This is a genomic window from Nocardioides aequoreus (assembly GCF_000720335.1).
Lineage (GTDB): Bacteria > Actinomycetota > Actinomycetes > Propionibacteriales > Nocardioidaceae > Marmoricola > Marmoricola aequoreus.
Genome location: NZ_JOJN01000004.1, coordinates 229,911 through 250,431 on the forward strand (window position 1 = coordinate 229,911; position 20,521 = coordinate 250,431).

Below are 20,521 nucleotides of genomic sequence, written 5' to 3' on the forward strand. Positions count from 1 at the left end.
TGGGGACTGTCGGGGCCCGGCCGTAGGCTGGTGGGCGTGGCGGATCCGGCGACCTACCGACCCGAGCCGGGATCCATCCCGACCCGTCCGGGGGTCTACCGCTTCCGCGACAAGGACGGCCGCGTCGTCTACGTCGGTAAGGCCAAGAGCCTGCGCCCGCGGCTGTCGTCGTACTTCCAGGACCTCTCGGCGCTGCACCCCCGCACCGCCACCATGGTGACCACCGCCGCGTCGGTGGAGTGGACCGTGGTCAAGACCGAGGTCGAGGCGCTGCAGTTGGAGTACTCCTGGATCAAGGAGTTCGACCCGCGCTTCAACGTCAAGTACCGCGACGACAAGTCCTACCCGTGGCTGGCGATCACGATGGGCGAGGAGTTCCCCCGCGTCATGGTCGGTCGCGGCGCCAAGCGCAAGGGGGTGCGCTACTTCGGCCCCTACAGCCACGCCTGGGCGATCCGCGAGACCGTCGACCTGCTGCTGCGCGTCTTCCCGATGCGCTCGTGCAGCAACGGCGTCTTCAAGCGCTCGGCCCAGATCGGGCGCCCGTGCCTGCTGGGCTACATCGAGAAGTGCGCGGCGCCGTGCGTCGGCAAGGTCGACGCCGAGGAGCACCGCGAGATCGCGGAGGACTTCGCGGAGTTCATGGGCGGTCGCACCGACGCCTTCGTCAAGCGCCTCGAGACCGAGATGTACGCCGCCTCCGAGGCGCAGGACTACGAGCGCGCGGCGAGACTGCGCGACGACCTGGGAGCGCTGCGCAAGGCGCTGGAGAAGCAGGCGGTCGTCTTCGGCGACGGCACCGACGCCGACGTCGTGGCGCTCGCGGAGGACCCCCTCGAGGTCGCCGTGCAGATCTTCCACGTGCGCTCCGGGCGCATCCGCGGGCAGCGCGGCTGGGTGGCCGACCGGGTGGCCGACCTCGACACCGGCGGCCTGGTGGGGGAGTTCCTGCTGCAGCTCTACGCCGGCGAGGAGGGCGACGCGATCCCGCGCGAGGTGCTGGTGCCGGCCCTGCCCGAGGACGTCGACACCTTCGAGCAGCTGCTCAGCGAGAGCCGCGGCAGCAAGGTGCGCATCCGCGTCCCCCAGCGCGGCGACAAGCGCACGCTGCAGGAGACGGTGGCGCAGAACGCCAAGCAGTCGCTCGCGCTCCACCGCACCAAGCGCGCCAGCGACCTCACCGTGCGCAACCAGGCGCTCGAGGAGATCCAGCAGGCGCTCGACCTCCCCGACGCCCCGCTGCGCATCGAGTGCTACGACGTGTCCAACCTGCAGGGGCACGAGGTGGTGGCCTCGATGGTGGTCTTCGAGGACGGCCTGGCCCGCAAGAGCGAGTACCGCCGCTTCGTGATCCGTGGCGTCGACGGGCAGAACGACGTCGCCTCCATGCACGAGGTGATCACCCGCCGCTTCCGCCGGCTGCTCGACGAGCGCATCGAGCACGGCGACCTGGCCGGGGGCGAGGTCGACGGCGACAGCGGTCCGATGCTGGTCGACCCCGACACCGGCCGCCCCCGCAAGTTCGCCTACACGCCCGGCCTCGTCGTCGTCGACGGCGGACCGCCCCAGGTCGCCGCCGCGCAGCGGGCGCTCGACGAGCTCGGCATCGACGACGTGCCGCTGTGCGGCCTGGCCAAGCGGCTCGAGGAGGTCTGGCTGCCGGGCGAGGAGGACCCCGTCATCCTGCCCCGCAGCAGCGAGGGCCTCTACCTGCTGCAGCGCATCCGCGACGAGGCGCACCGCTTCGCGATCAACCACCACCGCTCGCGCCGCTCCAAGACGATGGTGGAGAGCACCCTCGACGACGTGCCCGGCCTCGGGGAGGTACGCCGCCGCACGCTGATCAAGCACTTCGGCTCGCTGAAGAAGCTCCGAGCCGCGACGGTCGACGACATCGCCGCGGTGCCGGGCATCGGCCAGCGCACCGCGACCGCGATCGCCGAGGCGGTCTCGGCCGCGCCGCGGCGTACGTCGGTCAACACGGCCACGGGTGAGATCGAGGAGGGCTGATGGACGAGCACCTTGCGCCGGCAGGACGCGACCCCTCCGAGGCCGGCCGTGGCGAGCTGGTGATCGTGACCGGCATGACCGGCGCCGGCCGGAGCACCGCGGCCAAGGAGCTCGAGGACCTCGGCTACTTCGTCGTCGACAACCTGCCGCCCGAGCTGGTGGGCGACGTCGTCCGCCTGATCGACGACAAGCAGGGCGTGGACCAGCCGGTGGCCGCCGTGGTCGACGTCCGCGCCGGCATCTTCTTCGACTCGCTGCGCGAGCAGCTGGCGAAGCGCTTCGAGACGCGTCGGGCCACGCTGCTCTACCTCGACGCGACCGACGACGTGCTGGTGCGCCGGCAGGAGGCCGCCCGGCGTCCCCACCCGCTGCAGGGCCGCGGCCGGCTGCTGGAGGGCATCGCCCAGGAGCGCGTGGTGATGGCGGCGCTGCGCAGCGAGGCCGACCTGGTCATCGACACCACGCCGCTCAACATCCACCAGCTGAAGTCGCGGGTGGCGCGCTCCTTCGGCACCCCCGACACGGTCCGCCTGCGGATCACGGTGGTCAGCTTCGGCTTCAAGTACGGCGTGCCCGTCGACGCCGACCTGCTCGCCGACATGCGCTTCCTGCCCAACCCCTTCTGGGTGCCCGACCTGCGGGCGCTGTCGGGGCTCGACGACACCGTGTCGTCCTACGTCGTGGGCCGCGAGGAGGCCGAGGAGTTCCTCACCCGCTACGTGCCGGTCGTGCAGACGGTCGGCACCGGCTACCTGCGCGAGGGCAAGCGCTTCATGACCGTGGCGATCGGCTGCACCGGGGGCCGGCACCGGAGCGTGGCGATGTCGGAGGAGATCGCCCGCCGGCTGCGAGCCGTGGGGCTGGAGGCCGACACCGTCCACCGCGACCTGGGGCGGGAGTAGCCGTGCCGCTGTCTCGCTGGTCCGCCGAGCCGGGGGTCGTGGCACTGGGTGGCGGCCACGGGCTGGCCGCCTCGCTGGCGGCACTGCGCCAGGTGACGCCCGACGTCACGGCCGTGGTCACGGTGGCCGACAACGGCGGCTCGTCGGGCCGGCTGCGCGACGAGTTCGGCGTGCTGCCCCCGGGAGACCTGCGGATGGCGCTCGCCGCGCTCTGCGGCGACGACCGCTGGGGGAGCACCTGGGCGCGCGTGCTGCAGCACCGCTTCGAGACCTCCGGCGAGATGGACGGCCACTCGATGGGCAACCTGCTGCTCGTCACGCTCTGGGAGCTGCTGGGTGACCACGTCGACGGCCTGGAGTGGGTGGCCGGCCTGCTGGGCGCGCACGGACGCGTGCTCCCGATGGCGCTGACCCCCCTCGACATCGTGGCCGAGGTGGCCGGCCTGGACGCCGACGGCGGCCTCAGCGTCGTCCGCGGCCAGGTCGAGGTGGCCACCACCGAGGGCCAGGTCGTCTCGGTCCGGCTCGACCCCGACGACGCGGCGGCGTGCCCGGAGGCGCTGCAGGCGGTCCGCGAGGCGGGCTGGGTGGTGCTGGGCCCCGGGTCGTGGTTCAGCAGCGTCATCCCGCACCTGCTGGTCCGCGAGCTGCGCGAGGCGCTGTGCCAGACCGAGGGCCGGGTGGTGGTGACCACCAACCTCGAGCCGCAGGGCGACGAGACACGCGGCTCCGACCTCGCCGACCACCTCGACCTGCTCCACCGCCACGCCCCCGAGCTCCGGGTGCACACGGTGCTGGCCGACCGCAGCGCCGTCCGCGACGAGGAGCGCCTGCGCCTCTCGGCCGAGCGGCTGGGGGCACGCGTCGACGTGGTCGACGTGGCGTCGTCCGCTCCCGGGGTGCACGATCCCGCCAAGCTGGCTGCCGCCTACTCGCGGTTGTTGACACGCGCCTAGAGTGAGGGCCATGGCGGTAGGCAGGCACAGCACGGTGGTCACATGGCGATGACGGCGCAGGTGAAGGCCGAGCTGGCCGGGACGAGCGTGACCAAGACCTGCTGTCGCAAGGCGGAGGTCTCCTCGATGCTCCGCTTCGCCGACTCCCTGCACCTGGTCGGTGGCGGCATCGTGGTGGAGGCCGAGCTCGACACGGGCGCGGCGGCACGACGTCTCCGGCGCGACATCGCCGAGGTCTACGGCCACCAGCCGGAGGTCGTGATGCTCAAGGGCGCCGGCATCCGCCGGGGGCCGCGCTACCTGGTGCGGGTGGTCAAGGACGGCGAGTCGCTGGCGCGGCAGACCGGGCTCATCGACCAGCGCAACCGGGCCGTGCGCGGGCTGCCGCCCGCCGTCGTCAACGGCGCGGGCTGCGACGCCGTGGCCGCGTGGCGCGGCGCCTTCCTCGCCCACGGCTCGCTGACCGAGCCGGGCCGCTCCAGCTCGCTCGAGGTGACCTGCCCCGGTCCCGAGGCGGCCCTCGCCCTCGTCGGGTCCGCGCGCCGGCTCGGCATCTCGGCCAAGGCCCGCGAGGTCCGTGGCGTCGACCGCGTGGTCATCCGCGACGGTGACGCGATCGGCCAGCTGCTCGCGCGGCTGGGCGCCCACGAGTCGCTGCTGGGCTGGGAGGAGCGCCGCATGCGCCGCGAGGTGCGTGCGACCGCCAACCGGCTGGCCAACTTCGACGACGCCAACCTGCGTCGCTCCGCGCGCGCCGCCGTGGCGGCTGGCGCGAGGGTGGCGCGGGCCCTGGAGATCCTCGGCGACGACATCCCCGACCACCTCTCCCAGGCCGGCCGGCTGCGGCTCGACCACAAGCAGGCCTCCCTGGAGGAGCTCGGGCAGCTCAGCGACCCCGTGCTCACCAAGGACGCGATCGCCGGTCGGATCCGCCGCCTGCTCGCGATGGCCGACAAGCGCGCGCAGGACCTCGGCATCCCCGACACCGAGTCGTCGCTGACGCCGGAGATGCTGGCCGAGGAGGCCTGAGCCCTCGCCTGCGCCCGGTTACCGCGGCGTAGGGCGGAGGCGGTTCCCCGGGGGTCCGCGACGGCGATAGGGTCGGCCGGGTAAGCCATCCTCCCGTCCCAGGAGCCCACCCGTGACCGTCCGCGTAGGCATCAACGGCTTCGGCCGCATCGGCCGCAACTTCTTCCGCGCTGTGCGCGCCTCCGGCGCCGACATCGAGATCGTCGGGGTCAACGACCTGACCGACAACACCTCGTTGGCGCACCTGCTCAAGTTCGACTCGATCCTCGGCCGCCTCGACGCCGACGTGTCGTCCACCGACACCTCGATCGTCGTCGGCGACCAGGAGATCGCCGCCTTCGCCGAGCGCGACCCCGCCGCGCTGAAGTGGGGCGACATCGGCGCCGACGTGGTCGTGGAGTCCACCGGCTTCTTCACCGACGCGACCAAGGCCAAGGCCCACGTCGACGGTGGTGCCAAGAAGGTCATCATCTCGGCCCCCGCCTCCAACGAGGACATCACCGTGGTGATGGGCGTCAACCACCAGGACTACGACGCGGCGAAGCACACCGTGATCTCCAACGCCTCGTGCACCACCAACTGCCTCGCGCCCATGGCGAAGGCGCTCAACGACGAGTTCGGCATCGTCAAGGGCCTGATGACGACCATCCACGCCTACACCGCCGACCAGAACCTGCAGGACAACATCCACAAGGACCCGCGTCGCGCCCGCGCCGCCGCCCTCAACATCGTGCCCACCTCGACCGGCGCGGCCAAGGCGATCGGCCTGGTGCTGCCGGAGCTGAAGGGCAAGCTCGACGGCTTCGCGCTGCGCGTCCCGGTCCCGACCGGCTCGGCCACCGACCTGACCTTCGAGGCGGGTCGCGAGACCTCGGTCGAGGAGGTCAACGCGGCGATCGAGAAGGCCGCCGACGGCCGCTTCCTGCGCTACTCGACCGACCCGCTGGTCTCCACCGACATCGTGACCGACCCGGCGTCGTGCATCTTCGACGCGCCGCTGACCAAGGTCAACGGCAACCAGGTCAAGGTCATCGGCTGGTACGACAACGAGTGGGGCTACTCCAACCGGCTCGCCGACCTCATCACCCACGTGGGCGCCAGCCTCTGATGGCGGAGTACGCCTCCCTGGGTGACGTCGCCGGCAAGCGGGTGCTGGTCCGATCCGACCTCAACGTGCCGCTCGACGGTGCCCGCATCACCGACGACGGTCGCATCCGCGCCAGCGTCCCCACCATCCGCGAGCTCAGCGAGGCGGGGGCCCGGGTCGTCGTGATGGCGCACCTCGGCCGTCCCAAGGGCGAGCCCGACCCGGCGTACTCGCTGCGCCCGGTCGCCGCCCGGCTGGGCGAGCTGCTCGGCACCGAGGTGGCCTTCGCCGACGACACCGTCGGCGAGTCGGCCCGCGCGGTGGTCTCCGGGCTGCAGGACGGCCAGGTGGCGGTGCTGGAGAACGTGCGCTTCGACGCCGGCGAGACGAGCAAGGACGACGACGAGCGCGCGGCCTTCGCCGACCGCCTCGCCGAGCTCGGCGACGCCTTCGTCAGCGACGGCTTCGGCGTGGTGCACCGCAAGCAGGCGAGCGTCTACGACGTCGCCCAGCGGCTGCCGCACGCGATGGGCGGCCTGGTGCGCACCGAGACCGAGGTGCTGCGCCGCCTCACCCAGAGCCCCGAGCGCCCGTACGTCGTGGTGCTGGGCGGGTCGAAGGTCAGCGACAAGCTCGCCGTCATCGACAACCTGCTCGGCAAGGCCGACACCCTGCTCATCGGCGGCGGCATGGTCTTCACGTTCCTGGCGGCGCAGGGTCACGGCGTCGGGCAGAGCCTGCTCGAGAAGGATCAGGTCGACACCTGCCGGGCCTACCTCGAGCGCTCGGCGGAGAGCGGCGTCGAGATCGTGCTGCCCACCGACGTGGTCGTGGCGCCGGAGTTCAAGGCCGACGCCGAGCCCACCGTCGTCCCGGTCGCGGAGATCCCCTCCGACCAGATCGGCCTCGACATCGGCCCCGACTCCGCGACCGCCTTCGCCGAGATCGTCAGGGGCGCCCGGACCGTCTTCTGGAACGGGCCGATGGGCGTCTTCGAGTTCGACTCCTTCGCCGCGGGCACCCGCGTCGTCGCCGAGGCGCTCACCGAGGTCGACGGCCTCTCGGTCGTCGGCGGGGGCGACTCGGCCGCGGCCGTGCGCCAGCTCGGCGTCCCGGAGTCGGGCTTCGGACACATCTCCACCGGTGGTGGGGCGAGCCTGGAGTACCTCGAGGGCAAGGAACTGCCCGGACTCACCGTGCTGGAGGACTGATCGTGGCTGCACCGTCCCGTGGACGCACCCCGCTGATGGCGGGCAACTGGAAGATGAACCTCAACCACCAGGAGGCCGTCGTCCTGGTGCAGAAGCTCGCCTGGTCGCTGTCGGACAAGAAGCACGACTACGGCAAGGTCGAGGTCGTCGTGTGCCCGCCCTACACCGACCTGCGCAGCGTGCAGACGCTGGTCGACGGCGACCGGCTGCAGATCGGCTACGGCGCCCAGGACGTCTCCGAGCACGAGAGCGGGGCGCACACCGGTGACATCTCCGCCGCGATGCTGGCCAAGCTCGGCTGCTCCTACGTCGTCGTGGGCCACTCCGAGCGCCGGGAGCACCACGGCGAGGACGACGCGCTGGTCAACGCCAAGGCCCACCGCGCCCACGCGGCCGGCATGACGCCGCTGGTCTGCGTCGGCGAGGGCCTCGAGGTGCGCCAGGAGGGCCGTCAGGTCGAGCACTCGGTCGCCCAGGTGGCCGGCTCGCTCGCCGGCTTCACCGCCGAGCAGGTGGGCGGGCTGGTGATCGCCTACGAGCCCGTCTGGGCCATCGGCACCGGCGAGGTGGCCACGCCCGACGACGCGCAGGAGGTGTGCGCCGCCATCCGTGCCTGGGTGCGCGAGACGCACGGCGACGCCGCGGCCGACGCCGTCCGCGTGCTCTACGGCGGCTCGGTCAAGGCCGCCAACGTCGGCGGCATCATGCAGCAGCCCGACGTCGACGGCTGCCTCGTGGGTGGGGCCAGCCTGCAGGTCGACGAGTTCGGCGGGATCTGCCGCTTCTACGACATGCCCGTGCTCTGATCCGGCGGGTCGACCATCAGTTAGGCTCTGCGCCGTGGTTATCTTCTTCGAGGTCTTGCTCGTCATCTCGAGCATGCTGCTGATCCTCCTGGTGCTGCTGCACAAGGGGCGTGGCGGCGGCATGTCCGACATGTTCGGCGGCGGGATGTCGAGCGGACTGGGTGGATCCTCGGTGGCCGAGCGCAACCTCGACCGCATCACGGTGGGGATCGGGCTGGTCTGGTTCGCCTGCGTCGTCGGACTCGGCCTGCTGCTGCAGACGACGGCCTGACACTCACTCAGCACGACACCGACCGAGCACCCTAGGAGTCCACCGTGGCAGGCGCAGGCAACGCGATCCGGGGCAGCCGGATCGGCTCGGGCCCGATGGGCGAGGCGGAGCGCGGCGAGGCCGCCCCGCGGCAGAGCATCGACTACTTCTGCTCCAGCGGTCACCGCACCCTGATCGCCTTCGCGGTCGAGGCCGTGGTGCCGGAGTCCTGGGACTGCCCGCGCTGCGGCATGCCCGCCAGCATGGACGCCGACAACCCGCCCCCGGTGCCCAAGAACGAGCCCTACAAGACCCACCTGGCCTACGTGAAGGAGCGCCGCTCCGACGCCGAGGCCCAGGACATCCTCGACGAGGCCCTCTCCACCCTGCGCCAGCGCCGCAAGTCCGGCGACCTCATCTTCTGACCCCGCCGAGAGGTCACTCGCTGACCGCCGAGAGGTCACTGGCTGACCGCCGAGGGGTCACTGGCTGACCGCCGAGAGGTCACTGGCTGACCACCGAGAGGTCACTGCCTGACAGGCCTGTGGACAACTCCGTCACGCTGCTGCTCCTGGGGCAGCCTCGGGGTCGTGCGCGATCTCAGCCTGCTGCCCCCGGGTCCCTTCACCACCGCCATGGCCGCCGACCTCGGCCTCGGTGGCCGCGACCTCCACGCCCTGGTGGGGGAGCGTCGGCTCCATCGCCTGCTCGTCGGGGTGTACGCCGACGCCTCGCTCCCGCTCGACCTGGCGCTGCGGATCCGCGCCGTCTCGCTCGTGCTGCCGCCCGGCGGAGTCGTCGTCGACCGGACGGCGGCCTGGCTGCACGGCCTCGACCTGTTCCGGCGCAGCTCCGTCTTCGAGGCGCCGCCCGTCGAGGTGTACGTCGTCGGCGGCACGCGGATGCGGCGCGACGCCGTCGACTCGGGCACCCGTGCCCTGCTGCCGCGCGACGTGACCGAGATCGGCGGCGTACCGGTGACGACGCCGCTGCGCACGTGCCTCGACCTCGCCAGGCTGATGTGGCGCTACGACGCGCTGGGCGCCATCGACCAGTACCTGGCGCTCGGCGTACCTCGCGAGGAGATGCTGGACGAGCTGGGTCGCTTCCGCGGCTTCCGCTGGGTCAGGCAGGCGCGGATGCTGGTCCCGCTCGGTGACCCTCGCGCCGAGTCGATGCCGGAGTCCGCGCTCCGCCTGCACTGGTACGACGCCCTCACCGCCCCTCCGGAGCCGCAGCTGTGGGTCCTCGACGACGACGGTCACGGGGTCTACCGGCTCGACCTCGGTAACGAGGCGATGCGGTACGGCGCCGAGTACGACGGGCGTCAGCACCACACCGCGAGCGCGGACGTGGCGTACGACGAGCGCCGCCGCCGCTGGCTCGACGGCCGCGGGTGGGAGGTCGACCCCTTCACCCAGCGACACGTCTACGACCTGTCGCCCCACCCGGTCGACGTGCTGCAGGCGGGCTGGGAGCGGTCGCGCGCACGGCACGGGCTGCGGCGTACCGCCTGAGCGACCGGCACGCCTCGACGGTCAGGCAGTGACGTCTCGACGGTCAGGCAGTGACGTCTCGGCGGTCAGGGAGTGACGTCTCGGCGGTCAGGGAGTGACGTGTGGGGGGTCAGGGGAGCTGGGAGGCGGCGGGGGAGTCGAGCCACCAGGTGTGGGTGCCGCCGGTGATGCCGCGGGCGGGGGTCTCCTCGACCGTGCCGGTCTCGGCGAGCGCGCGGCGCACGGCGTCGGCCTTGCCCTCGCCGCTGACCAGGAACCACACCTCGCGGGTGCGGTTGAGGCAGGGGAAGGTGAGCGTGATCCGCTCGGGCGGCGGCTTGGGGGAGCCGGTCACGCCGACGGCGATGTCGTCGCTGGCGAGCTGCCGGTGGCCCGGGAAGAGCGAGGCGACGTGGCCGTCGGGGCCGAGGCCCAGCATCACGAGGTCGAAGAGTCCGTCGCCGTGCTCGCGCACCAGCTGGGCGTACGCCGCCGCGGCGGTGTCGACGTCGGGGTAGGCCTCGTCGCTGGCCGGCATGTGGTGCACGCGCAGCGCGTCGACGCCGACCTTGTCGAGGAAGTCGCGGCCGGCGGCCAGGTCGTTGCGGTCGGAGGAGTCGGCCGGCACGTAGCGCTCGTCGCCCCACCAGAAGCGCACCGAGGACCAGTCGACGGCCGCGCTGTCGATGGTCGGCACGAGCCGGTGGATCTCCTCGGCGATGGTGCCGCCGGTGAGGGCCACCTCGGGGATGCGGCCCTCGGCCTGGATCTCGGCCAACCGGGCCACGAAGGCCTCGGCGACGGCGGAGGCGAGGCCGGGGGCGTCGGGGTAGGTCCGGACCTGGGGCGTCATCGGCGGCGGTGCTCCTGGTAGTAGGCGATCAGGGCGCGGGTCGAGGCGTCCTGGGCGGCGAGCGCGTCGGCGTCGCCGTCGAGGGCGGGCCCGACCTGCTGGGCGAGCTGCTTGCCGAGCTCGACGCCCCACTGGTCGAAGCTGTCGATGCCCCACACCACGCCCTCGACGAAGGTGAGGTGCTCGTAGAGCGCGACCAGCTGGCCCAGGACGCCGGGGGTCAGCGCGGGCGCCATGATCGAGGTCGTCGGCCGGTTGCCCGGGAAGACGCGGGCGGGCACCACGGCCTCGTCGGTGCCCTCGGCGCGCACCTCCTCGGCCGTCTTGCCGAAGGCCAGCGCCCGCGTCTGGGCGAAGAAGTTGGCCAGGAAGAGCTCGTGCACGTCCTGGTCGCCGTCGCGCAGCGCGTACGCCGGCTCGGCGAAGGCGAGGAAGTCGGCCGGGACGAGCCGGGTGCCCTGGTGGATCAGCTGGTAGAAGGCGTGCTGACCGTTGGTGCCGGGCTCGCCCCAGAAGATCTCGCCGGTCTCGGTGGTCACGGGCGAGCCGTCCCACCGCACCCCCTTGCCGTTGGACTCCATGGTCAGCTGCTGCAGGTACGCCGGGAAGCGGTGCAGCAGCTGCGAGTAGGGCAGCACGGCGTGGCTCTCCGCACCGAGGAAGTTGGTGTACCAGACGTTGAGGAGCCCCAGCAGGAGCGGCACGTTGCGCTCGGGCGGCGCCGTGCGGAAGTGCTCGTCCATGGCGTGGAAGCCGGCGAGCATCTCCGCGAAGCGCTCCGGTCCGACGGCCACGACCAGCGAGGTGCCGATCGCGGAGTCGAGGGAGTAGCGCCCACCCACCCAGTCCCAGAAGCCGAAGGCGTTGTCGGGATCGATCCCGAAGTCGGCCACCTTGTCGAGCGCGGTGGAGACCGCGACGAAGTGGCGGGCCACGGCCTCGGTCGCGTCGGCGTCCGGCAGGCCGTCGAGCAGCCACTGCTTGCAGAGCCGGGCGTTGGTGAGGGTCTCCAGCGTCCCGAAGGTCTTGCTCGAGACGATGAAGAGCGTCGTCGCCGGGTCGAGCCCCTGGAGCGTGGTCGCGGCGTCGGTCGGGTCGATGTTGCTGATGAAGCGGCACTCGATCGAGTCGTGCCGGTAGGCCGCGAGCGCCTCGTAGGCCATCACCGGACCGAGGTCGGAGCCGCCGATCCCGATGTTGACGACCGTGCGGATGCGCTGCCCCGTCACGCCGGTCCACGAGCCGTCGCGCACGGACGTGGCGAAGGCGTAGACCCGGTCGAGCACCTCGTGGACGTCGGGGACGACGTCGTGCCCGTCGACCACGAGCGAGGCCTCGCGGGGGAGGCGCAGCGCGGTGTGGAGCACCGAGCGGCCCTCGGTGACGTTGATCCGCTCGCCCGCGAGCATGGCGTCACGACGCTCGGTGACCCCCACCTCGCCCGCCAGGTCGAGCAGCGCGGCCAGCACGTCGTCGACCAGCAGTGCCTTGGACAGGTCGACGTGTAGGTCGGCCGCCGCGAAGGTCAGTCGCTCGACGCGCGCGTCGTCCTGCGCGAACCAGCCGCGCAGGTCGGGGGCGAACCCGTCGGCGAGCGCCTGCAGCCGCTGCCACGCCGCCGTCGACGTGGGGTCGACCGGCCCGCTCGCGAGCGGCTCGCTCACGAGCGGGCGGCCTCGAGGTTGGCCTGCACCGTCCCGAGCAGGTCGTTCCAGGCGTCCTCGAACTTCTCCACGCCCTCCCGCTCCAGGGTGGCGATGACGTCGTCGTAGTCGATGCCGGCCGCGGCGAGGTCGTCCATGACCTGCTGCGCGTCGGCGTAGTGGGGGCGGACCTGGTCGCCGGTGACCACGCCGTGGTCCTTGACCGCCTGCAGCGTCTTCTCCGGCATCGTGTTGACGGTGTTCTCGACCACGAGGTCGGTCACGTAGAGGGTGTCGGAGTAGTCGGGGTTCTTGACCCCGGTGGAGGCCCACAGGGGTCGCTGCTTGCGCGCCCCGGCGGCCTCGAGCGCCTCCCAGCGCTCGCCGGTGAAGAACTCCTCGTAGGCCTTGAAGGCCAGTCGGGCGTTGGCCACGGCGGCCTTGCCCTTCAGCGCGGTGTCGGCGCCCGACTTCTCCAGCCGGTTGTCGATCTCGCTGTCGACGCGCGAGACGAAGAAGGAGGCGACGGACTGGATCCCGGCCAGGTCGTGGCCGTTGGCCTGGGCCTTCTCGAGCCCGAGGACGTAGGCCTCCATGACCTCGCGGTAGCGGTCGAGGCCGAAGATGAGCGTGACGTTGACGCTGATCCCCTGCCCGAGCGTCTGGCTGATGGCCTCGCCGCCCTCGGTGGTCGCGGGGATCTTGATGAAGAGGTTGTCGCGCCCGACCTCGGCCCACAGCTCCTGGGCGGAGGCGAAGGTCGCGTCGGCGTCGTGCGCCATCAGCGGCGACACCTCGATCGAGACACGGCCGTCGACGCCGTTGGTGGCGTCGTACACCGGCTTGAGCACGTCGCAGGCGTTGCGGACGTCGGTCGTGGTGAGCGCGAAGACGGTCTTGTCGACGTCGGCGCCCTCGGCCGCGAGCGCGCGCACCTGCTCGTCGTAGCGCTCGCCGTCGGCGAGCGCGGTGGCGAAGATCGAGGGGTTGGTGGTGACGCCCACCACGTGGTCGTCGTCGACGAGCGACTGCAGGTTGCCGGTCTCGATGCGCTCGCGCGACAGGTCGTCGAGCCAGATGGAGACGCCGGCGTCGCTGAGGTCCTTGAGGCGGTCGGTCATGGGGGGGTTCCTCTCGTGGAAGGTGGCGGATCAGCCGGTCACGGTGCGCAGGCTGTCCTCCGCGGCGTCGGCCACGGCCTGCGCGGTGATGCCGAACTCGGTGTAGATGCGCTGGTAGTCGGCGGAGGCGCCGTAGTGCTCGAGCGAGACCGAGCGCCCGTGGTCGCCGACGAGCTCGCGCCAGCCCAGCGAGATCCCGGCCTCGACGGAGACCCGCGCCTTGACGACCGGCGGCAGCACCCGCTCGCGGTAGGCGTCGTCCTGGGCGTCGAACCACTCGCGGCAGGGCATCGAGACGACGGCCGCCTTGATGTCCTTGGCGGCGAGCAGCTCGCGGGCCTGCACGGCCAGCTGCACCTCGGAGCCGGTGCCGATGAGGATCACGTCGGGCGTGCCCTCGGTGTCGAGCAGGGTGTAGCCGCCGCGCCAGACCTCCTCGGTGGTGGCGTAGCCGTCCTCGCCGCGGGGGTAGACCGGGAGGTTCTGCCGCGACAGCACGATGCCGGCCGGGTGGTCGACGTGGCCCATCACGGTCTGCCAGCAGGCGGTGACCTCGTTGGCGTCCGCGGGGCGGACCACGTCGAGGCCGGGGATGGCGCGCAGCGCCGCCAGGTGCTCCACCGGCTGGTGGGTGGGGCCGTCCTCGCCGAGCCCGATCGAGTCGTGGGTCCAGACGTAGGTCACCGGCAGGTGCATCAGCGTCGCCAGCCGCACCGAGGGCCGCATGTAGTCGGAGAAGGTGAGGAAGGTGGCGCCGAAGACGCGGGTCCCGCCGTGGGCGGTGATGCCGTTGAGGATCGCGCCCATGCCGTGCTCGCGGATGCCGAAGTGGAGCACCCGGCCCGCGTGGGGGTCGGTCTGCCACATGTCGGTCGAGCGCTCGGTGGGGGCGAAGCTCGGAGCGTCCTCGATGGTGGTGTTGTTGGACTCCGCCAGGTCCGCCGAGCCGCCCCACAGCTCGGGGAGCTTGGCGGCCAGCGCGTTGATGACCGCGCCGGAGGCCTTGCGGGTGGCGACGCCCTTCTCGTCGGCCTCGAAGACCGGCAGGTCGTCCGCGTAGCCCTCGGGCAGCTCACGCTGCTTGAGCCGGTGCAGCAGGGCGTCGGCCTCCGGGTTGGCGGCGGACCAGGCGGCGTACTGCTCGTCCCACTCCGCCCCCCAGGCGGCCCCGCGCTCGCGGAGGCTGCGGGTGCGCTCCAGCACGTCGGCGTCGACCTCGAAGGTGAGGTCGGGGTCGAAGCCCATCAGCTCCTTGGTGGCGCGCACCTCGTCGTCGCCCAGGGCCGAGCCGTGCGCCTTGCCGGTGTTCTGCGCGTTGGGCGCGGGCCAGGCAATCAGGGTGCGAAGCACGATGATGCTGGGCTGGTCGGTGACCGCCTCCGCCGCCTTGAGCGCGTCGAAGAGGGCGTGCACGTCCTCCTTGTAGGTGTCACCGCCGTTGACCCAGTCGACGACCTGCACGTGCCAGCCGTACGCCGCGTAGCGCGCCGGGACGTCCTCGGAGAGCGCGATGTCGGTGTCGTCCTCGATCGAGATCTTGTTCTCGTCGTAGATCAGCGTGAGATTGCCGAGGTTCTGCGTGCCGGCGATCGAGGAGGCCTCGGACGAGACGCCCTCCTCGATGTCGCCGTCGCTGGCGATGCAGTAGACGTGGTGGTCGAAGAGCGAGGGGCCCGGCACGGAGCCCGGGTCGAGCAGCCCGACCTGCCGGCGGGCGGCCATGGCCATGCCGACGGCGTTGCCGATGCCCTGGCCCAGCGGACCGGTGGTGATCTCGACCCCGGCGGTGTGGCCGTACTCCGGGTGGCCGGGCGTCTTGCTGCCCCAGGTGCGCAGCGCCTTGAGGTCCTCCAGCTCCAGGCCGAAGCCCCCGAGGTAGAGCTGGATGTAGAGCGTGAGGCTGGAGTGGCCGGCCGAGAGGACGAAGCGGTCGCGGGCGGTCCACTCCGGGTCGGCGGGGTCGTGCTTCATCACCTTCTGGAAGAGCAGGTACGCCGCCGGCGCCAGGCTCATCGCGGTGCCGGGATGACCGTTGCCGACCTTCTGCACCGCGTCCATCGCGAGTGCGCGGACGGTGTCGACCGCCTTGTCGTCGAGCTCGTCCCAGTCAAGGGTCTCGGTCACGGGCACGTCGGGCTTCCTCTCGTTCGCGGGCAGGCGGTTCGAGCCTAGTGCGCGGCTGCGACGGGGGTCACGCGCCGGTGGCTACCTGTCGGTTCGGTCCGCGGTCCAGGCCCCGTTAGACTCAACGCGGCGGGTACCCGATCGATGCCCGTCAATCGGCTCCGAGGGGTCCAGATCCGACCTCGGGAGCACGTCCGCCAGCCCCGGGCATCTCGAAGGAGAGGCCGCAGCCCCGTGAGCAGTCGCGTGAGCACCCGACACGTCCGTCCGCCCGTCGTGCGGTGCCGGTCGGGGCACCCCGCATGACGGCGCTGAGCTCCGGGGTCGACTCCACCGAGACCGACGCGTCCCCGCAGGGGCGCCCCCGCGCCCTCGACGTGGTGGCGGCGTACGTCGGACTCACCAAGCCGCGCGTCATCGAGCTGCTCCTGCTCACGACCGTGCCGGTGATGTTCGCCGCCCAGCGCGGCGTGCCGCCGCTGGGCCTGGTCGTCGCGACGGTCGTCGGCGGCACCATGTCGGCCGGTGCGGCCAACGCGCTCAACTGCGTCTACGACCGCGACATCGACGAGCACATGCGGCGCACCCGTCGCCGGGCGCTCCCGCGCCACATCGTGACGCCTCGGGCGGCCCTGGTCTTCGGCCTGGTCCTGCTCGTCGCCTCGACGCTGGTGCTGGGCCTGCTCGTCAACTGGCTCTCGGCGTGGCTCGCGGTCGGCGCCAGCGCCTTCTACCTCTTCGTCTACACGATGCTGCTCAAGCGACGTACGACGCAGAACGTGGTGTGGGGCGGCATCGCGGGCTGCTTCCCGACGCTGATCGGCTGGACGGCGGTGACGGGCGAGCTGTCCTGGACGCCCTTCGTGCTCTTCCTGGTGGTCTTCTTCTGGACGCCGCCGCACACCTGGGCGCTGGCGATGCGCTACCGCGAGGACTACGCCCGCGTCGACGTGCCGATGCTCCCCGTCGTCAAGGACGCCGAGGGCGTGGCGCGTCAGGTCGTCGCCTACACCTGGGTGACGGTGCTGACCTCGATGCTGCTGTGGCCGGTCGCCGGCACCGGGCTCGTCTACCCGGTCGTGGCCGCCCTGCTCGGCGGCGCCTTCCTGGTCGAGGCGCACCTGATGTGGCACCGCGCCCGCCGCAGCGACGACCTGGCCGTGGTCCGTCCGATGCGGCTCTTCCACTGGTCCAACATGTACCTCTCGCTGCTCTTCGTGGCCGTCGCGCTCGACCCGATCCTGGGTCTCTGACGCCGCCTCCCGGCCGGGGCAGCACTACTGCGGTCGAGGGAGGTCCTCGAGCAGCCCGTCCGCCAGCGCCGTGGCCCGGCCCAGGGCGTCCTCGCCGCGGGGGAGGTCGGCGCGGACCGTCACGACCTCGCGGCCGCTGACGAGCGCCAGGCTGGCGCGTCCGTCGCCGCTGCCGGCGCAGGTCTCGCCGGCCCCCTCGACCGCGGCCTCCCGCTCGGGCAGCACCCGCCGGTCGATGGCCGCGCACTGGCTCTCGTAGGCCGTGGTCGCCTGGGCCTCGTCGGAGAGCTGCAGCCAGATGACCAGCACGCTCGCGTCGGTGCCGCCCCGCAGCGCGCAGGCCGCGGTGGGGTCGCCGTCGTCGTCGCTGGAGGCCGTGCCGGTGAGGTCGCCGACCGCCGCCTCGGGGAGCAGCGCGCACAGGTCGGCGGGGGCGGCAGGGGGCAGCGGCTCGAGGGCCTCCGGCTCGGTGCCGCAGCCCGCCAGGCCGAGCACCGTGGCCGCAGCCAGGGCGACGGCAGGCAGCACGACGGGCACACGGCGCGGCATGGGTCCTCCTCGTCCCGGTCCTCCCGGACCGCCTCCGGATGCTCCCACAACGCCGACCGGCACCGGGGGGTTATGTCCCCACGCGCTCCGCGACGGGCCGTCCGCCCTCGCGCACGGCCAGGAGGGCCCACGTGACCACGGCCGAGATCACGGCGGCCCCGAGCAGGTGGAGGCCGACGAGCAGCTCGGGCAGGTCGGTGAAGTACTGCACGAAGCCCACCGCGCCCTGGGCGAGCAGCACCACGAGCAGGGCGCGCGCCGCGCGCAGCTGGCCGGCACTCGCACCGACCGCCATCAGGCCGAGCAGCAGCCCGAGCGAGAGGCCGACGTAGAGGAAGACGGCGTCGGCGTGCAGCTGCGCGAGCGCCCGGGGGTCGAGGCCGTTGCGCGGGGAGCGCAGGTCGCCCGCGTGCGGGCCCGCGCCGGTGACGACGGTGCCGATGTAGAGGGTCAACCACGACACGGCGTACGTCGTCCAGGCGAGCGCCGTGAGCCCGCGCGGCGTCGGCGCGGAGGCCGAGCCGGGCCGGTCGATGCGCCAGAGGTAGAGCACGGCCAGGCTGATCATGGCCAGCGAGAGGAGCAGGTGGAGCGACACGATCCAGGGGTTGAGGTCGGTGAGCACCGTGATGCCCCCCACGATCGCCTGTCCCGGCACCCCGAGGGCCAGGACGAGGGCCATCACCCGCAGGTCGCGGCGCCGCGACTGCCAGGCGCTGACGAAGGTGGCCACGGCGACGGCCACCAGGACGAAGGTGAGCAGCCGGTTGCCGAACTCGATCGCGCCGTGGATGCCCATCTCGCCGTGCGGCACGAAGGACTCGTCGGTGCACCGGGGCCACGTGGGGCACCCCAGCCCCGACCCCGTCAGGCGGACGGCGCCGCCCGTGACGACGATGCCGATGTTGGCCACCAGCGTCGCGACGCCGAGCCGCAGCAGCCAGACGCGCTCGCCGAGCCGTCCGAGCTCGCGTGTCAGTCCCATCGGAAGGTCCTCGCCGTCAGCACGGCGGCCACCACGGCCCACACCGCGAGCACCAGCAGCGAGCCCCAGGCCACGGCGCCGTCCCAGGCGGCGGCGCGCATCGCCTCGCCCAGGGCGCCCGAGGGCAGCAGGGCGGCGACGCCGCCGAAGCCGCCGTACTGCGCGGCCGGGAGCACCACGGCACCGCCGGTGAGCAGCAGCAGGTAGACCAGGTTGGCGACCGCCAGCGTCGCCTCGGCGCGCAGCACGCCCGCCAGCAGCAGCCCGAGGGAGGCGAAGGCGGCGGTGCCGAGCACCACGGCGAGCCCGGCGCCGGGCAGCGAGAGGGCGGGCCGCCAGCCGAGCGCGAGCGCGAGCGCCGCGACGACGACGAGCTGCACCAGCTGCACCGCGAGCAGCGCCCCGACCTTGCCCAGCAGCAGCCCGAGACGGGGGAGCGGGCTGGAGCCCAGGCGCTTGATCACGTGGTAGCGGCGCTCGAAGCCGGTCGCGATGGCGAGGGAGGTGAAGGCGGTCGACATCACGGCCAGGGCCAGCACGCCCGGGGTCAGGGCGTCGACGGGGCTGCGACCCAGGTCGAGGTCGAGGCGCTGGGCGGCCAGCACGCCGCCCACGAGCACCAGCACCGGGATGACCAGCGCGATCAGCAGCTGCTCGCCGTTGCGGAGCATCAGCCGCGCCTCCATGCGGGCCTGCGCCAGCACCTGGCGCGGCAGTGGCGCCCCGCCCGGGCGAGGGGAGAGGTCGAGCGGCGCGCTCACGTGAGCCCCCTGCCGGTCAGCTCGAGGAAGGCGTCCTCCAGGGTGCGCTGCCCCAGGTGCAGCGACTCGGGCAGCACGCCCTGGGTCGCGCACCACGACGAGACCGTCGCGAGCGTGGTGCTGTCGGCCGGGCCGGTGATCAGCAGGCTCACCTCGTTGATCGTCGTGACGTCGGTCGGCCCGCCCAGTGCCTGCTGCAGCGACACGGGGGAGCCGGGTGGGAAGGGCTTGGTGACCACGAGCCGGATGGTGGACGTGCCGCCGTGGGTCAGCTCGGCGGGGGTGCCGCGGGCGATCACGCGCCCCCGGTCGATCACGTGCACGTGGTCGGCGAGGCGCTCGGCCTCCTCCATGTAGTGCGTGGTCAGCACGCAGGTGGCTCCGGCCGCGCGCAGGTCGCGCAGCAGCTCCCACGTCGTACGCCGCCCGGCCGGGTCGAGACCGGCGCTCGGCTCGTCGACGAAGACGAGCTCGGGGCGTCCGACCAGCGCCAGCGCCAGCTTGAGCCGCTGCTGCTGGCCGCCGGAGAGGCGGCGGTAGGGCGTGCGCCCGCACTCGTGCAGCCCCAGTCGCTCGGCGAGCGCGCCGGGGTCGAGGGGGTGGGCGTGCAGCGCCGCGACGTGACGCAGCATCTCCAGGGCGCGGACGCCGCTCCAGGCGCCGCCGTCCTGCAGCATCACGCCGATGCGGGGCAGCAGCTCGCGCCGCTGCCGCTGCGGGTCGAGCCCGAGCACCCGCACGGTGCCGTGCTGGGGGGCGCGGTAGCCCTCGCAGGTCTCGAGCGTCGTGGTCTTGCCGGCCCCGTTGGGGCCGAGCACCGCCGCGATGGTCCCGCGCTCGACGCGCAGGTCGAGGCCGTCGACCGCGACGACGTCGCCGTAGGTCATCCGGAGACCCTCGACGAGCACGGCGGGCTCGTCGGACAGGGACACCCCGGAAGTCTACGAACCGGCCAGCAGCCCGCGGACGTAGGCCGCCTGGCCCAGGTGCTGCAGGCAGTCGCCCACCACGCTCACCAGGCGGACGCCCGCGGTCACGGGCGGGTCCCAGGCGTCGTCGACCACCCGGTCGAGCTCGTCGCCGTCGACCCGGCGCAGGTAGTCGAGGGTGAGGGCGTGCACGTCGCGGTGGTAGCCGCCCAGCAGGCCGAGGTCGGCCACCCGCACGGCGTCGACCTCGGCACTGTCGTGGCCGTAGCCGATGTCGGAGCGCGAGAAGGGCAGGTCGAAGCGGTCGGCCCACGACTCCCAGGCCTGGGGCACCCCGGCGAGGGCGGCCACGTGGTCGTCCTGCACCCGGGCGGTGTGCCAGAGCAGCCAGGCGATCGGGTTGCCGCGTCCCCCCGGCCGCACGTGGGCGTCCTCGGGGCCGAGCCCGTCGAGCGCCGCGGCGTACAGCTCCTGGATGCGCTCGGCGTGGTCGGCCAGCAGGTCTCGGGTCTCCATGGCGGGGGAGTACCCCGACGGGCGGCTCCCGGCCGGGGCG

General features: G+C 72.8%; 20 protein-coding genes. 11 read left to right on the plus strand and 9 right to left on the minus strand.

What is annotated here, in order from left to right; translation table 11 throughout:
• Positions 1–36: 36 nt before the first annotated feature.
• The 10 genes from uvrC to IG63_RS0110030 all read left to right on the plus strand — a co-directional run bounded on the left by uvrC (position 37) and on the right by IG63_RS0110030 (position 9,768).
• Positions 37–2,010: an excinuclease ABC subunit UvrC gene (gene uvrC, locus IG63_RS0109985; protein ID WP_030484227.1), complete on the plus strand. Its 1,974-nt coding sequence runs from the start codon at positions 37–39 to the stop codon at positions 2,008–2,010.
• Entirely contained in the window at positions 2,010–2,912 is a 903-nt protein-coding gene (gene rapZ, locus IG63_RS0109990) for an RNase adapter RapZ (RefSeq protein WP_030484228.1), read from the plus strand. The genes uvrC and rapZ overlap by 1 nt, the downstream gene beginning before the upstream one ends.
• A gap of 2 nt (positions 2,913–2,914) precedes the next feature.
• The gene (locus IG63_RS0109995; RefSeq protein WP_030484229.1) at positions 2,915–3,868 is read left to right on the plus strand and encodes a gluconeogenesis factor YvcK family protein; all 954 of its coding nucleotides are present in this window, start codon (positions 2,915–2,917) and stop codon (positions 3,866–3,868) included.
• Positions 3,869–3,910: 42 nt separating this feature from the next.
• Positions 3,911–4,897, plus strand: coding sequence for a DNA-binding protein WhiA (whiA, locus tag IG63_RS0110000; protein ID WP_030484230.1), 987 nt, complete (start codon positions 3,911–3,913; stop codon positions 4,895–4,897).
• 112 nt (positions 4,898–5,009) lie between these two features.
• On the plus strand, positions 5,010–6,005 hold the full coding sequence (gene gap / locus IG63_RS0110005; RefSeq protein ID WP_030484231.1) for a type I glyceraldehyde-3-phosphate dehydrogenase: 996 nt from the start codon (positions 5,010–5,012) through the stop codon (positions 6,003–6,005).
• Entirely contained in the window at positions 6,005–7,195 is a 1,191-nt protein-coding gene (locus tag IG63_RS0110010) for a phosphoglycerate kinase (protein WP_030484232.1), read from the plus strand. The genes gap and IG63_RS0110010 overlap by 1 nt, the downstream gene beginning before the upstream one ends.
• Positions 7,196–7,230: 35 nt before the next feature.
• Positions 7,231–8,001 carry a triose-phosphate isomerase gene (tpiA, locus tag IG63_RS0110015; RefSeq protein ID WP_030484233.1) on the plus strand — a complete coding sequence of 257 codons (771 nt, stop codon included), beginning with the start codon at positions 7,231–7,233 and terminating at the stop codon, positions 7,999–8,001.
• Between the two features lie 34 nt (positions 8,002–8,035).
• Complete coding sequence (secG, locus tag IG63_RS0110020; protein WP_030484234.1) at positions 8,036–8,272, plus strand: preprotein translocase subunit SecG; 237 nt, start codon at positions 8,036–8,038, stop codon at positions 8,270–8,272.
• Between the two features lie 44 nt (positions 8,273–8,316).
• Positions 8,317–8,676, plus strand: a complete 360-nt coding sequence (locus IG63_RS0110025; RefSeq protein WP_030484235.1) for an RNA polymerase-binding protein RbpA — start codon at positions 8,317–8,319, stop codon at positions 8,674–8,676.
• Between the two features lie 165 nt (positions 8,677–8,841).
• On the plus strand, positions 8,842–9,768 hold the full coding sequence (locus tag IG63_RS0110030) for a PDDEXK family nuclease (protein WP_051706524.1): 927 nt from the start codon (positions 8,842–8,844) through the stop codon (positions 9,766–9,768).
• A 109-nt stretch (positions 9,769–9,877) separates the two neighbouring features.
• Here the strand turns inward: IG63_RS0110030 and pgl are convergent, their stop codons facing one another.
• The 4 genes from pgl to tkt are packed head-to-tail and all read right to left on the minus strand — an operon-like array spanning position 9,878 to position 15,488.
• Positions 9,878–10,600 (minus strand): 6-phosphogluconolactonase, encoded by a 723-nt coding sequence (pgl, locus tag IG63_RS0110035; RefSeq protein WP_030484237.1) that lies wholly within the window; start codon positions 10,598–10,600, stop codon positions 9,878–9,880.
• Positions 10,597–12,264, minus strand: coding sequence for a glucose-6-phosphate isomerase (pgi, locus tag IG63_RS0110040; protein ID WP_030484238.1), 1,668 nt, complete (start codon positions 12,262–12,264; stop codon positions 10,597–10,599). The genes pgl and pgi overlap by 4 nt, the downstream gene beginning before the upstream one ends.
• Positions 12,261–13,364: a transaldolase gene (gene tal / locus IG63_RS0110045; RefSeq protein ID WP_030484239.1), complete on the minus strand. Its 1,104-nt coding sequence runs from the start codon at positions 13,362–13,364 to the stop codon at positions 12,261–12,263. The genes pgi and tal overlap by 4 nt, the downstream gene beginning before the upstream one ends.
• Before the next feature lie 30 nt (positions 13,365–13,394).
• A complete protein-coding gene (gene tkt, locus IG63_RS0110050) occupies positions 13,395–15,488 on the minus strand; it encodes a transketolase (protein WP_425411779.1) in 2,094 nt (697 codons plus the stop codon).
• A gap of 302 nt (positions 15,489–15,790) precedes the next feature.
• Between tkt and IG63_RS0110055 the strand changes: the two genes are divergently transcribed.
• The gene (locus IG63_RS0110055; protein ID WP_030484241.1) at positions 15,791–16,741 is read left to right on the plus strand and encodes a heme o synthase; all 951 of its coding nucleotides are present in this window, start codon (positions 15,791–15,793) and stop codon (positions 16,739–16,741) included.
• 24 nt (positions 16,742–16,765) lie between these two features.
• Here the strand turns inward: IG63_RS0110055 and IG63_RS0110060 are convergent, their stop codons facing one another.
• The 5 genes from IG63_RS0110060 to IG63_RS0110080 form a co-directional block, all read right to left on the minus strand.
• Positions 16,766–17,290 (minus strand): hypothetical protein, encoded by a 525-nt coding sequence (locus IG63_RS0110060; RefSeq protein WP_030484242.1) that lies wholly within the window; start codon positions 17,288–17,290, stop codon positions 16,766–16,768.
• Between the two features lie 70 nt (positions 17,291–17,360).
• Positions 17,361–18,275: a COX15/CtaA family protein gene (locus tag IG63_RS0110065; protein ID WP_051706528.1), complete on the minus strand. Its 915-nt coding sequence runs from the start codon at positions 18,273–18,275 to the stop codon at positions 17,361–17,363.
• Positions 18,266–19,036, minus strand: coding sequence for an ABC transporter permease (locus tag IG63_RS0110070; protein ID WP_030484244.1), 771 nt, complete (start codon positions 19,034–19,036; stop codon positions 18,266–18,268). Before IG63_RS0110070 ends, IG63_RS0110065 begins: the two co-directional genes overlap by 10 nt.
• Entirely contained in the window at positions 19,033–19,968 is a 936-nt protein-coding gene (locus IG63_RS0110075; protein ID WP_245604383.1) for an ABC transporter ATP-binding protein, read from the minus strand. Before IG63_RS0110075 ends, IG63_RS0110070 begins: the two co-directional genes overlap by 4 nt.
• A gap of 9 nt (positions 19,969–19,977) precedes the next feature.
• Positions 19,978–20,481 carry a mycothiol transferase gene (locus IG63_RS0110080; protein ID WP_030484246.1) on the minus strand — a complete coding sequence of 168 codons (504 nt, stop codon included), beginning with the start codon at positions 20,479–20,481 and terminating at the stop codon, positions 19,978–19,980.
• Positions 20,482–20,521 lie beyond the last annotated feature (40 nt).

Excerpts from the sequence above, each read along its gene's own strand:
- rapZ (WP_030484228.1), top strand. The coding sequence starts at position 2,010 with ATGGACGAGCACCTTGCGCCGGCAGGACGCGACCCCTCCGAGGCCGGC.
- whiA (WP_030484230.1), top strand. The coding sequence starts at position 3,911 with ATGGCGATGACGGCGCAGGTGAAGGCCGAGCTGGCCGGGACGAGCGTG.
- IG63_RS0110010 (WP_030484232.1), top strand. The coding sequence starts at position 6,005 with ATGGCGGAGTACGCCTCCCTGGGTGACGTCGCCGGCAAGCGGGTGCTG.
- tpiA (WP_030484233.1), top strand. The coding sequence starts at position 7,231 with ATGGCGGGCAACTGGAAGATGAACCTCAACCACCAGGAGGCCGTCGTC.
- pgl (WP_030484237.1), bottom strand. The coding sequence starts at position 10,600 with ATGACGCCCCAGGTCCGGACCTACCCCGACGCCCCCGGCCTCGCCTCC.
- tal (WP_030484239.1), bottom strand. The coding sequence starts at position 13,364 with ATGACCGACCGCCTCAAGGACCTCAGCGACGCCGGCGTCTCCATCTGG.
- IG63_RS0110055 (WP_030484241.1), top strand. The coding sequence starts at position 15,791 with ATGACGGCGCTGAGCTCCGGGGTCGACTCCACCGAGACCGACGCGTCC.
- IG63_RS0110060 (WP_030484242.1), bottom strand. The coding sequence starts at position 17,290 with ATGCCGCGCCGTGTGCCCGTCGTGCTGCCTGCCGTCGCCCTGGCTGCG.
- IG63_RS0110065 (WP_051706528.1), bottom strand. The coding sequence starts at position 18,275 with ATGGGACTGACACGCGAGCTCGGACGGCTCGGCGAGCGCGTCTGGCTG.
- IG63_RS0110080 (WP_030484246.1), bottom strand. The coding sequence starts at position 20,481 with ATGGAGACCCGAGACCTGCTGGCCGACCACGCCGAGCGCATCCAGGAG.